Source organism: Nocardioides secundeburneus, from assembly GCF_039939255.1.
In the GTDB taxonomy this organism is placed as follows: domain Bacteria; phylum Actinomycetota; class Actinomycetes; order Propionibacteriales; family Nocardioidaceae; genus Nocardioides.
Genome location: NZ_JBDUUE010000002.1, coordinates 509,395 through 522,547, shown reverse-complemented (window position 1 = coordinate 522,547; position 13,153 = coordinate 509,395). Strand labels below are relative to the sequence as shown.

8 protein-coding genes are annotated in these 13,153 nt (G+C 70.7%); 2 read left to right on the top strand and 6 right to left on the bottom strand.

The window, feature by feature from the left end:
• Positions 1–49 precede the first annotated feature (49 nt).
• The 6 genes from ABFT23_RS07550 to kduI form a co-directional block, all read right to left on the bottom strand.
• Positions 50–1,048: an ABC transporter permease gene (locus tag ABFT23_RS07550; RefSeq protein ID WP_347893830.1), complete on the bottom strand. Its 999-nt coding sequence runs from the start codon at positions 1,046–1,048 to the stop codon at positions 50–52.
• Between the two features lie 2 nt (positions 1,049–1,050).
• Positions 1,051–2,610: a sugar ABC transporter ATP-binding protein gene (locus ABFT23_RS07545; protein WP_347893829.1), complete on the bottom strand. Its 1,560-nt coding sequence runs from the start codon at positions 2,608–2,610 to the stop codon at positions 1,051–1,053.
• Positions 2,607–3,554: an ABC transporter permease gene (locus ABFT23_RS07540; RefSeq protein WP_347893826.1), complete on the bottom strand. Its 948-nt coding sequence runs from the start codon at positions 3,552–3,554 to the stop codon at positions 2,607–2,609. Before ABFT23_RS07540 ends, ABFT23_RS07545 begins: the two co-directional genes overlap by 4 nt.
• Positions 3,555–3,634: 80 nt before the next feature.
• On the bottom strand, positions 3,635–4,741 hold the full coding sequence (locus ABFT23_RS07535; protein WP_347893824.1) for a sugar ABC transporter substrate-binding protein: 1,107 nt from the start codon (positions 4,739–4,741) through the stop codon (positions 3,635–3,637).
• Positions 4,742–4,834: 93 nt separating this feature from the next.
• Positions 4,835–5,599, bottom strand: coding sequence for an SDR family oxidoreductase (locus ABFT23_RS07530; protein ID WP_347893822.1), 765 nt, complete (start codon positions 5,597–5,599; stop codon positions 4,835–4,837).
• Positions 5,600–5,601: 2 nt separating this feature from the next.
• Positions 5,602–6,384 carry a 5-dehydro-4-deoxy-D-glucuronate isomerase gene (gene kduI / locus ABFT23_RS07525; protein ID WP_457623106.1) on the bottom strand — a complete coding sequence of 261 codons (783 nt, stop codon included), beginning with the start codon at positions 6,382–6,384 and terminating at the stop codon, positions 5,602–5,604.
• A gap of 222 nt (positions 6,385–6,606) precedes the next feature.
• On the opposite strand from kduI, the gene ABFT23_RS07520 reads away from it, so the two are divergent.
• Complete coding sequence (locus tag ABFT23_RS07520) at positions 6,607–7,410, top strand: IclR family transcriptional regulator (RefSeq protein ID WP_347893818.1); 804 nt, start codon at positions 6,607–6,609, stop codon at positions 7,408–7,410.
• Positions 7,411–7,584: 174 nt separating this feature from the next.
• Entirely contained in the window at positions 7,585–13,101 is a 5,517-nt protein-coding gene (locus ABFT23_RS07515; RefSeq protein ID WP_347893817.1) for a LamG-like jellyroll fold domain-containing protein, read from the top strand.
• The last annotated feature ends 52 nt before the right edge of the window (positions 13,102–13,153 follow it).

Below are 13,153 nucleotides of genomic sequence, written 5' to 3'. Positions count from 1 at the left end.
GGACTGACTGTCTGATCGAACTGTGGAGAGAAGGAAGGGGCGGAGCGGGCTACTTGATGATCAGCACCTTCGAGCGGTCGAGCGTGAGGGCGACGGCGGTCACGATGATCGCGCCGTAGAGGATCTGCTCCCAGGCCGACGGGACGCCGACGATCGGCAGGCCGACGCGCAGCAGCGTGATCACGAGCGCGCCGCACAGGCTGCGCCACAGGCTGCCGTGACCACCGGTGATCGCCGTGCCGCCGACGACGATGGCCGCGACCGCTGGCAGCAGCAGGTTGTCGGCCGACGTCGGGCTGCCGCTGAAGTTGCGCGAGACGAGCATGACGGCGGCCAGGCCGGCGCAGGCGCCGGAGATGGTGAACGCCATGACCTTGACGTAGTCGACCGGTGCGCCCGCCAGGCGGGCGGCCGACTCGGAGAAGCCGGTCGCGGTGATCCAGCTCTGCAGTGGCGTGAACTTGAGCACGAGCGAGATGACGGCGACCACGAGCAGCGCGACGAAGAACGACATCGGCACGTAGCCACCGACGAAGGTGTTGAGCCACGCCGTCGTGCCGCGGTCGTCGGAGACGATGCGGATCGGCCCGGCGTCGGAGATGACGAGCGCGACGGCGCCGAAGATGCTCATGCCGCCGAGGGTGACGATGAACGACGGGATGCGGAGCAGCACGTGCGCCAGGCCCTGGACGGCGCCGAGCGCCGCCGCGGCCGCGACGACGGCCAGCGTCGTCAGGCCGCCGAGGTCGGGCAGCCAGAGGGCGAAGAAGACCGTCGACAACGAGCACATCGCCGCGATCGACAGGTCGATGCCGCCGCACAGGACGACGAGCGTGGCCCCGGCGGCCAGCACGACCAGCGGCGCCGACGTCTTCACCGCCGCGGTCAGCTGGCTCTGCGTGAGGAAGCTCGGGTCGGCGACCGACAGCGCGACGACGAGCGAGACGAGCGCGATCACCGGCATGAACGACGTGACGCGTTGGGCCACGGTGGGGCCCTGCTTGGCGACGGCGTCCGGCACCGGCTTCGTGATGACCGGGGTGCTCACGGTTAGACCATCTCCTTGACGAGGTCGAGCGGGGTCGGCTTGGCCCCGGAGGGGCAGTCGACGTGCTTGGTGGCGCGACCGTCGTTCATCACGATGATCCGGTCGGACATGCCGATGGCCTCCTCGAGGCTGTCGGCGAGGAGCACCGTGGCGACGCCGTTGCTCGCCAGCTCGCGCATGAGGCGGTAGACCTCCGAGCGGGCGCCGATGTCGAGGCCGCGGGTGGGGTGGTCGAGCAGCAGCAGCTTGACGTCGCCGGAGACGAGCCAGCGCGCGAGCACGACCTTCTGCTGGTTGCCGCCCGAGAGCCGCTGGATGGCGGTCCCCCGGTGCGGCGTGCGGATGGAGAGCCGTTCGATCCAGCCGTCGACCAGTGTCGCCTGCTTCTTCGGCGCGACGACCGGGCCGTTGCAGCGCGACGACTGCTTGGCGAAGGTCATGTTGTCGGCCACCGACATCGGCCCGACCATGCCCTCGACCTTGCGCTCGGCCGGCACGTAGCCGATGCCGGCCGCGCACGCGGCCCGGGTGCCCGAGAGCGTGAGCTTGTCGCCGTCGAGCACGACGGTGCCCGACGTCGTCGGCTCGGCGCCGAAGAGCGCACGGCAGACGTCTTCACGGCCGGAGCCGTGCACGCCGACGATGCCGACGATCTCGCCCGCCCGGACGTCGAGGTCGACGTCCTTGAACGTCTTGCCCGACAGCCCCCGCACCTCGAGCATCGGGCGCTGCTGGGCGCGGTCGGCGGTCGCTCCGTCGTGGTAGTGGTCGTCGGATCCGGTGGAGCCGATCATCATGCGGTGCAGGTCGGACGGCTCGGCGTCGGCGGTGGCGACCTCGCCGACCGACTGGCCGCCGCGCAGCACGCTCACGCGGTCGCAGACGTCGAGCACCTCGTCGAGACGGTGCGAGACGAAGACGACGGAGGCGAACTCGCGCAGCCGGCGCACCTGGGTGAAGAGGGTCTCGATCTCCTTCGACTCCAGCACCGAGGTGGGCTCGTCGAGGATGATCACCGGCGGGTGCTGGCTGCGCTGCTCGATGCGCAGCACCTTGGCGATCTCGACCATCTGCCGGTCGGCGAACGAGAGCGTGTCGGTGCGGGCGAGCGGGTCGATGTGCGACCCGATCTTGTCCAGCTGCTCCTGGGCGAGCTTGCGCATGGTCGCCCAGCGGTAGACGCCGCCCCGCACGCCGCGCCCCTCCGAGCCGAGCACGATGTTCTCCGCGGCGGTCAGGTTGGGCACCAGCGACTGCTCCTGGAACACCATCCCGATGCCGTGGGTGGCGGCGTCGACCACGCTGCGCAGCCTGACCTTCTCGCCGCGCACGTAGATGTCGCCGGCGTCGGGCTTGACCAGGCCGACGAGCGCCTTGAGCAGCGTCGACTTGCCGGCGCCGTTCTCGCCCGCGAGGCCGAGCACCTCGTGCGGGTGGACGACGAGGTCGACGCCGTCGAGGGCCTTGACGCCCGGGTAGTGCTTGACGAGGCCGCGGACCTCGAGGGCGGGCACTGCCGCCGTCGACGCCGGCTCGGTCTCGGACTGGAAGTCGATGCTCACTTGGTCACCTGGTTGCGTCGGCGGAGCGGGACGACCGCGGCGGCGACCGCGGCGACGACGATGAGGCCCTGCACGCCGCCCTGCCAGAGCGGGTCGACGCCGACCTGCACGAGGCCGGTGGTCAGGACCGTGATCAGCAGGACGCCGACCGCGGAGTGGAGGACGCCGCCACGGCCGCCGGTCAGCAGGGTGCCGCCGACGACGGCGGCGGTGATGGCGGAGAAGTCGTAGCCGTCGCCGGCCTGCACGAGGCCGGCGCCGAGCTGGCTGGTCACCATCACTCCCCCGAGGCCGTAGAAGGCACCGGCGAGCGTGAACACGGCGACCTTGTAGGGGGCGACCTTCACCCCCGACAGGGACAGCACCTCCTCCGCGCCGCCGATGGCGAACGCGTAGCGGCCGAGGCGGGAGTAGCGCTGGATCAGGTAGCCGACGAACACGCAGGCGATGGCGATCCAGGTGAGGTGGGAGAACCCGAGCAGGCGGTCGCTGGCGAGCGACTTGAGCGCCGAGTCGGGGATGTTGGGCTGGACGCGGTTGAACAGCAGCGTGGCGACGCCGAGCCCGACGGCGGAGACGCCGAGCGTGGTCATGAACGACGGCACCTTGAGCAGCACGAGCGCCAGGCCGCTGAGGCAGCCGAGCCCGGCCGCCAGCGCGACCGCGATCAGGATGCCGATGAGGCCGAGGTCGTTGTCGTTGCGGTTGTTGACGACGAGCAGCGCGACCGCGATCGAGGAGGCACCCATGATGCCGGGCGCCGACAGGTCGATCGAGCCCATCATGAGCACGAAGGTGATGCCGCAGGTGACGACGGCCAGCACGGCCGCCTGGTCGAGCATGCCCTGGACGTTGCCGAAGGTGCGGAACTCGGAGCTGATGGCGGCGAAGAAGCCGAAGATGACGACGAGCGCGATCGGCGGGCCCGCGTCCCGCAGGGACACCCCCCGCCGAGGCTGGGGGCGTGGCGCCAGGACCTCGGAGGCCTCAGCGGCCCCGGTGCTCTCGGCGGGGGATGTCATGGTCACGAGATGGCGCCCTGCGATCGGGAGAAGACGTTGTCGCACTCGAAGTCGGCCGGGGTGACCTCGGGGCTCCGGAACTCGGCGACGTTGTCGGCGTCGATGAGGAACTGCTCGGCGTACCAGGCACGGTCCTCCTCGGGGATGTCGTCGACGGCGAGCTCGCCGGTGGCCACGCAGTAGCCGATGGCCAGGCCGATGCCGCCCTGCCACGGGCCGTCGCTGGAGACGGTGGCGGTCATGGTGCCGTTCTGGATGGCGGTGAGCGCGTCGGGGACGGCGTCGATGCCGACGACGGCGACGTCGTCGCGGCCGGCCTGCTGCAGGGCCTCGAGCGCGCCGAGGGCCATGTCGTCGTTGGCGGTCCAGATGCCCTTGACCTTGTCGCCGTGCTTGTTCAGCAGCGTGCGGGTCACCTCGAGCGCCTCGGCGCGCGAGAAGTTGGCGGTCTGGTCGTCGAGCAGCGTGACGCCCGGGTTCTCCTCGAGCGAGGCCTCCAGGCCGGCGAAGCGGTCCTGGGCGGCGGCGGCGTCGAGCGCACCCTGGAGGGCGATGATGCCGCCCTCGCCGCCGATGGCCTCGGCGAGCGCGTCGCCGATCTGCTTGCCGGACTCCTGGCCGTTGTAGGTCAGGTGGGTGATCCAGTGCTCGTAGTCGGCGACGTTCAGGTCGGCCGGCTTGTTCCACTGGGTGACGACGAGCGCGTCGGTGCCCTCGACGCCGGTGACGATCGGGTCGGTGTCGGCGTCGCCGTTGGGCAGCACGTTCATGACGAGGCAGTTGGTGTCGCCGGCGAGCAGCTGGCTGATCTGCTCCTGCTGACGGGTGGAGTCGCCGTCGTAGGTCAGGCGCTCCTGCTCGAGGCCGACCGACTCGGCGAACGCGTCGCCGCCGTCGAGCCACGAGGCCTCGTAGGGGTTGGACTCGTTGCGGACCTGGCCGACGAGCTTGACGTCCTCGGGCGCGCAGGCCGCGGCGTTGTCGCCGCCACCGCCACCGCCGCCGTTGCCGTCACCGCCACCGGCGGCCTCCTCGGTACATCCCGCCAGAGCCATGGCGGCCAGGGCCAGGGTGGCCAGGGCGACAGTGGGTCGTGACTTCAGGGTCATCGTCGATCCTCGTTCTCGTTGGTGCCGTTCGGCGGGGTGGGAAACCCGAGAAAGGGTTGTGATGCGGGTGGAGCGGGGTGGTTCGAGGTGGAGCTAGCGGGCCATCCAGCCGCCGTCGACGACGAGCACGTGCCCGTTGACGTAGTCGGCGGCCGGGGAGGCGAGGAAGACCGCCGCGCCGGCGACGTCCTCGGGGGTGCCCCAGCGCCCGGCCGGGATCCGGTCGAGGATCGCCTGGGCGCGCTCGGGGTCCTCGCGCAGCGCGGTGGTGTTGTCGGTGGCCATGTAGCCGGGGGCGATGGCGTTGACCTGCACGCCCGAGCCGCCCCACTCGTTGGCGAGGGCCTTGGTGATGCCGGCGACGCCGTGCTTGCTCGCGGCGTAGGAGATGACGCGGATGCCGCCCTGGAAGGCGAGCAGGCTCGCGATGCTGATGATCTTGCCGCGGCCGCGCTCGACCATCGGCACGCCGACGGCCTGGGTGAGGAAGAACAGCCCGGACAGGTTGATGTCGACGACGCGGTCCCACGACTCGGGGGCGAGCTCGACGGTGTCGTAGCGCTCGATGATGCCGGCGTTGCTGACGAGGACGTCGACCTCGTGCTCGGCCGCGATCTCGGCGCCGACGCGGCGCACGGCGTCGTGGTCGCTCATGTCGAGGTCGACGACGGTGGCCGAGCGGCCGAGGTCGACGATGGCCTTGGCGGCGTCGTCCTGGCTGCCCGGCAGGCCGACCAGCACGAGGTCGGCGCCCGCGGCCGCGAGACCGAGGGCGATGCCCTGGCCGAGGCCGCGCCCGGCGCCGGTGACGACGGCGGTGCGGCCGGTGAGGTCGAAGGGGGTGCTGGCGCTGGTCATGGTCACAGGTCCTCGATGGCGACGGCGGCCAGGTCGGTGTAGCAGTTGTTCTCTCCGGTCATCGCCCAGATGAAGGCGTAGTTGCCGGTACCGGCGCCGGAGTGGATCGACCACGGCGGCGAGATGACCGCCTGGCGGTTCTTCATGACCAGGTGGCGGGTCTCGCCGGGCTGACCCATGAAGTGGAACACGCGGTCGTCGTCGGCGAGGTCGACGTAGCAGTAGATCTCGGTGCGTCGGTCGTGCAGGTGCGGCGGGAAGGTGTTCCACACCGAGCCCTCGGCGAGGACGGTGACGCCGAACTGGAGCGCGGCGGTCTCGACGTCCTGGCCCCACACGTAGCGGAAGAGGCTGCGCTCGTTGGCCGACGCGGGGCCGCCGAGGGCCAGCGGCTCGACCTCCTGGTGCTTGAGCGCCGTCGTGGGGTAGGTCGCGTGGGCCGCGGCGGAGACGAAGTAGAACGCGGCGTCGGGGCCGGCGAAGACGACGTTGCTGCCCCGGCCGACGTAGAGACCGTCGAGGTGGTCGAGCTCGAACTTCTCGTCGTCGACGACGACGTGGCCGTTGCCACCGACGTTGATGATCCCGAGCTCGCGGCGCTCGAGGTGCGAGTCGGTGCCGAGGACCTCGGTCCAGGCGGGCAGCTCGAGCTCTCCCGTGGCGGGGACGGCGCCGCCGACGACCAGGCGGTCGTCGTGGGTGTAGACGGCGCGGACCTCGTCGTCGACGAAGACGTCCTCGACGAGGAAGTTGTCGCGCAGGTCGGCGGCAGACGCTGACTCCACGCTCGCGGGTGAGGTGGAATACCGGACCTGGATCACGCTGGCTCCTAGAACACTGGCTGCTATCGGGATCGTGAACTACGTTCCCCTATGTGAATCGGGACCGTACACGTGACCTCAGTCACGGGTCAAGGTAGCGAAACTGGTTTATGTATGTGAATAGGCGGTAGGGTTCGAGTCCGAGGCGCGACCCCTCCAGCGCCGCTACCCACGAAGGGACCCGCGATGAGCGACGGGACTGACCAGAAGACCGCAGCAGGACCGGTGAAGTCGGCCGCCCGCGCCCTCGACCTCCTCGACGAGATCGCCGCCCGGGGGCCCGGCACGCAGCTGCAGCTCTCGCAGCGCCTGAGCATCCCCAAGAGCAGCCTGCACGCGTTGCTGCGCACGATGTGCGACAAGGGCTGGCTGGCCACCGACCCCACCGGCACCGTCTACCAGCTCGGCATCCACTCGCTCACGGTCGCCTCGTCCTTCGTCGACGGCGACCCCGTGCTCGCCCGGGCCCGCACGGTGATGGACGAGGTCGCCACCGCCACCGAGGAGACCGTGCACCTCGGCCGGCTCGACGGCGCCAGCGTCATCTACACCGCCAAGCGCGAGTCGGTGCATCCGCTGCGCATGCACTCGGCGGTCGGACGCCGCCTGCCGGCCTACGCCACCTCGCTCGGCCGCGCCATCCTCGCCCAGCACCCGGCGGAGGGCCGGGCCGCGCTGGTGCCCGAGCAGATCAACGCCATGACCCCCTACACCACCACCGACAAGCAGGCGGTGCTCGAGATCATCGAGCAGGCCTCGGTGCAGGGCTACGCCGTCGAGAGCGAGGAGTCGTGCGTCGGCGTGCGCTGCTTCGGCGTCGCCCTGCCCTTCACCGCGGCCAAGGTCGACGCCCTCAGCGTCGCCGTGCCCATCAGCCGACTCGTCGACGGGCGCGAGGACTTCATCATCGAGACGCTGCTCAGCGTCGCGGCTCGGCTCGGCGGCGGCGTCCCGAGCCACAGCATGATGCACAGAGTTTCACATCCGTGAACCATAAGAGGTTTTGGTTCACAAATACGTCATGAGTTCTTGACCTTGGATCGATCGGCTCCCTAGTGTCGTGCGTCACACGAGGCTCGGGGGCTCTGGAACCCGTCCCTCGTGCTCACTCAGCCGAGACCGAGGATCCAGATGAACCTGCTTCGCAGATCTGTCCGAACCCGCTTGCGACACCGCACGAGACGCCACGGCGCCGACCTCTCACGCCGCGCCGTCGCCCTCACGGTGGGCCTGGCCGTCGCGCTGCCCGCGCTGGGCACCGTCACCGCCACGCCTGCCGCTGCGGCACCCGTCACGGCCGCCGCGCCCGACGACGGCACGCTGAGCGTCCTGCTCTTCTACAAGGACAACTTCCACGCCTCGCACGTGCAGGCGCGCACCGCCGTCAAGGAGCTGGCCCAGGACCTGGCCACCCAGTACGGCGAGACCCTCGAGGTCCAGGAGACGCAGGACCCGGCGGTGTTCAACACCGCCAACCTGTCCACCAAGGACGTCCTGGTCTTCGCCCAGACCGGCGGCGTGCTGTTCAACGCCGACCAGCGCACCGCGCTGGAGTCCTACATCCGCGGCGGCGGCGGCTACGTCGGCCTGCACTACGCGGGCTGGTCGGCCGGCACCGTGAGCGAGCACGACGTCAACCCGTTCTACTACCGCCTCGTCGGTGCCCTCTCCGAGGGCCACCCCGAGAACCCCGCCGTCCGGCCGGGTCGCGTGGTCAACACCGACCCCACCCACCCGCTGACGCAGGGCCTGCCGGCCGACTTCACGCGCAGCGACGAGTGGTACGACTGGACCGTCAACCCCGCGCCCAACGTGCGCACGCTTCTCGAGGCCGACGAGGCCTCCTACGGTGGCGGCCAGGCGGGCACGCAGCACCCGATCACGTGGTGCCAGACCATCGACTCCGGCCGTTCCTGGTACACCGGCATGGGACACGAGGGGTCGGCCTACTCCGAGCCCACCATGCGCCAGATGATCAAGAACGGCATCGCGTACTCGTCCGGCCTCCTGGCCGCCGACTGCTCGCCGCCGTCCAAGGACACCGCCGGCTCCTGGAGCCCGGTCACCCCGTGGCCGCTCATGCCCATCAACGCCTCCCTCACCGCCGACGGCACCGTGCAGAGCTTTGGCTCGGTCTCCAGCGGCTGCGTCGACAACTCGCCCTACGACTTCGGCGGCAACGACTGCGTCTACCAGGGTGGCCAGATGGAGTACGACGTGTGGGACCCCGCCGTGCCGCGCACCCTGGCCAACGTCAACGACGGCCTCAACCAGAACACCACCTACACCGACCTGTTCTGCGCCATGCAGGTGCAGGACCCGCACCAGCGCGCGACCCTCACCGTCGGTGGTGACGACGGCATGGGCGGCAACGCGCCGAACGACGCCGCGATCGGCGTGACCAGCTACACCAAGGGCCGGGGCCTGCAGAACGAGGCACCGATGAACTACGCCCGCTGGTACCCGACCGGCACGACCATGCCCAACGGCGACATCCTCGTCCAGGGCGGCAGCCTGCGCGGCGGGCCGGGCGGACCGGGCGTCGTGACGCCCGAGCTGCGCACCGGCGACACCGGCAGTGGCTGGAAGCTGCTCACCGGCGCCCGCAGCACCGCGGCCTGGGGCGACGGCGGCAGCGACCACGCCGGCGCCGACGAGAACCGCTGGTGGTACCCCCGCGCGTTTGTCGCACCCGGCAGCGGCAAGGTCTACAACATCAGCGGCACTGCGACGTTCGAGGTCGACCCCTACGCCAACGGCGGCCTCGGCTCGACCACGATGCTGCCCAACCTGCCGGCGAACATCGCCAACCAGGGCGCCGACGGCAACCCGGTCGGCGCCACGTCGACCGCCGTCATGTACGCCCCCGGCAAGATCCTGCAGGTCGGCGGTGGCTGGTGGGCCAACGGCGGCGGCCCCGCCGGCGCCCGTGCCGGCTTCACGGTCGACATCACCGGCGGCACCGCCAACCCGGTCGTCACCGCCACCGCGCCGATGAAGTACCAGCGTCACTGGCCGACCGCGACCGTGCTGCCCAACGGCGAGGTGCTCGTCACCGGCGGCAGCCGGGAGAACAACGGCAACGGCGGCTACGTCACCAACGCCGAGATCTGGAACCCGACCACCGGACAGTGGCGCGAGATCAAGACCCCGGCCGCGCACGCCCGGCTCTACCACTCCTCCGCCCTGCTCCTGCCCGACGGCCGGGTCATGGTCGGCGGCGGTGGCGCCCCGGGTCCGCGCAACTACACCGACGTCGAGTACTACTCGCCCTCGTACCTGTTCGACGGCAGCGCTGCCGCGCCCCGCCCGACGATCTCGCAGGCCCCGAAGAAGCTCGGCTACGACGGCACCTTCCAGGTGGCGGCGTCCGGGACCGTCTCGCGGGTCACCCTGCTGCGCAACGGCTCGGTCACCCACGGCTTCAACAACGACCAGAACTTCCAGGAGCTGTCGTTCACGCAGTCGGGCGGCAACCTCACCATCGACGCCCCGCAGGACGCGACCTACGCTCCCCCGGGCGCGTACATGCTGTTCGTGTGGAACGCCGACGGCACGCCGTCCGAGGGCAAGATCGTCGAGTTCGACCCGACGGTGAAGCTCGACGTCCGCACGCCGAAGGTCGTCGACCAGTTCGAGTACCCGCGCATCCCCACCGAGTGGCGCTCCAACCAGGCCCCCGGCGTCATCGACGTCGCGCCCGGCAGCGGCCGCATGTCGCCGTGGACCGTCGACAGCCAGGTCCAGCTCGTCCGCGGCACCCAGCCGGGCCAGGGCGGTCTCGGCTACACCGGCTACCAGCTCGGCCTCGGCGCCGCCGGCAGCATGGAGCGTGAGCTCACCGGGCTCGACCCGGGTCGCGACTACCGCGTGGCCTTCAAGTACGCGCGTGACAGTCGGACGACGGGCACCGCACCCGGCAGCATGTCGATCACCGTGGGCGACCTCGACCGCGAGGTCGTGGTGACCACGACGAACCCCTCGGCGAGCGGCGGCCAACCCACGCCGTACCTGACGTTCGTCGACACCTTCACCGCGTCGGCGCGCTCCGAGACGCTCAGCCTGAGTGGCACCGGCGGCGCCGTCATGCTCGACGACCTGGTCGTCTTCGCCGAGGACCCCGGCACCAGCGACGTCCCCGTGCACTACGAGTTCGAAGAATCGACCGGCAACCGGGCCGTGAACTCGGGCACCGACCAGAGCGTCGGCGACGCCGTGCTCACCGGCACGTCGGCGTTCTCGGCCGACGGCGTCTTCGGTGGCGCGGTCTCGATGCCGGGCGGCTCCAACGCCAACGCCGTCGACCTGCCCGACAACCTGCTGCAGAACGCCAGCGACTTCACCACGTCGTTCTGGGCCAAGCCCGACACCAAGGGCAACTGGATCGGCATGTTCCACATCGGCGACGGGCTCGAGGGGGCGGGCAGCTTCTTCCAGATCCAGATGCAGACCCAGGCCGCCGGCAGCACGGGCCTCGCCGCGACCTTCAAGAAGAAGAACAGCGACCTGCAGGAGCGCATCTACGCCACCAACCCGACCCGTGACGTCACGGCCGGGCAGTGGAACCACGTCGCGTTCACCCGCACCGGCTCGACCGGCACGCTGTTCCTCAACGGTCAGCAGGTCGCGCAGCGCACCGACCTGACGCTCACCATGACCGACGTCGGACCGACCACGAACAACTGGCTCGGTCGCAACGGGTTCCCCGACCCGGCCTACGACGGCCTCATGGACGACGTCCGGATCTACACCTCGAGCCTGACGCCGGCCGACATCGCGGCCATGTACGCCGACGGCACCGCGAAGCGGACGACGACGACCGTGTCGGTGACCCCGGCGTCGCCGTCGCCGTTCGAGGCGCCGCTGACCGTCTCCGCGACGGTCAAGGACGACACCTTCGGCAACGCCTCGGGCACCGCGGCCCTGTGGGTCGACGGCAACAGCGTCGGCTCGACCGTCGAGGTCGCCGCCGGTGCGGTCACCTTCCCCGCGCTCACCCTGACGCCGGGCGACCACACCATCGAGGTCCGCTTCGCCGCGGCCGCGGGTTGGCGCGACTCGACCGCCACGGTGGAGCACACGGTGGAGCGCCCGCCGCCGGGCGAGGGCGTCCCGATCCGCTACCCGTTCGACGAGGGCAGCGGGACGACGGCCGCCAACGCCGGCAACGACCCGTCGGTCGGCACCGCCGACCTGCTCGGCTCCGTCGGGTGGACGCCCGAGGGCAAGTTCGGCTCGTCGCTCTCGATGCCGGGTGGTGCGTCGACCACGAACAACCACGTCCGCCTGCCCGACAACATCGAGAACGGCATGGACGACGAGTTCTCGGTCTCGATCTGGGCCCGGCCCGACGCGCTGCCCAACTGGGTGCCGCTCCTGCAGATCGGCAGCAGCACGGACACCTTCTTCCTGTTGCAGTCCTCGACGCAGGCCGGCCCCAACGGTGGTCCGTCCGGCTTCGCGGCGACGTTCAAGGCGCCGGGCAACCCGACGCAGGAGCGGCTGACGCTGGGAGCCGGCAACGACCTGCCGCTCAACCAGTGGACGCACGTCGTGTTCACGATGCGCGGCACGACCGGCAGGCTCTACTTCGACGGTGAGCTCGTCGCGACCCGCGACAACTTCACCATCGGCATCGGCGACGTCGGCGTGGGTGGCAACACCACCGCCAACTTCATCGGTGGCACCAGCTGGCCCGACCCGCGCTTCGACGGCCTCGTCGACGAGTTCCAGATGTACGCCTACGAGCTGAGCGAGTCGGCGGTCGAGGAGCTCTACGCAGGTCCGCCGGTCGAGCCGGTCGACGAGGCACCGGTCGCGGTCGCCGACGCCTACTCCACCGACGAGGACACCGTCCTCGAGGTGGCCGCGCCCGGCGTCCTGGCCAACGACACCGACGCCGAGGACGACGCCCTCACCGCCACCGGGCTCACCCAGCCCGAGCACGGCGAGGTCATCCTCAGCGCCGACGGCTCGTTCGCCTACACGCCCGACGAGGGCTGGTTCGGCACCGACACCTTCACCTACCGCGCCAACGACGGGACCTCGGACTCCGAGCCCGCGACGGTGACGATCACGGTGGTCGAGGTCGAGGACCCGCCCGGTCCGGCCGAGCCGGCGGAGACGGCGCTGCTCGCCTCCGTGCCGGCCCAGGTCGTCTACGGCCGGGCCACGACGGTCACGGTGCGGGCCATCCCGTCCGCAGCCTCCGGCCCCGTGCAGGTGCTCGCCGGCACCCGCGTCGTCGCGACCGGCAAGCTGACTGCCGGCCGGGCCTCGGTGACGCTGCCCGCCCGGGTCCTGACGCCCGGGTCGTACACCCTCGCCGTGCGCTACGTCGGCACCGCCGAGTTCGCGCCGTCGTCCGACAGTGCGCGCCTGGCGATCGCCAAGGCGACGTCGTCGATCACGGTGACGGCGCCGAAGACGGTGAATAAGGGCAAGCGCCCGGTCGTCAAGGTCACGGTTTCGGCCCCGGCCGGCGTGGCCGTCGCCGGACGCGTCACCGTGAAGGTGAAGGGCAAGTCCTACGTGGCCGCGCTCAAGAACGGTCGCGTGTCGTTCACGCTGCCGAAGTCGGTCACCAAGAAGGTCGGCGCCGTCAAGGTATCGGTCACCTACGGCGGCAGCGGTCTGCTGACCACCGCCGTCCGGTCGACGACGATCAGGGTCAAGCGCTGACCAGCAGCTGACCTGGACCGCTGACGACCACGCGGGCCCGGACCATCGAGGG

Coding starts and splice junctions, on each gene's coding strand:
- ABFT23_RS07530 (WP_347893822.1), bottom strand. CDS start 5,599: ATGACCAGCGCCAGCACCCCCTTCGACCTCACCGGCCGCACCGCCGTC.
- ABFT23_RS07535 (WP_347893824.1), bottom strand. CDS start 4,741: ATGACCCTGAAGTCACGACCCACTGTCGCCCTGGCCACCCTGGCCCTG.
- ABFT23_RS07520 (WP_347893818.1), top strand. CDS start 6,607: ATGAGCGACGGGACTGACCAGAAGACCGCAGCAGGACCGGTGAAGTCG.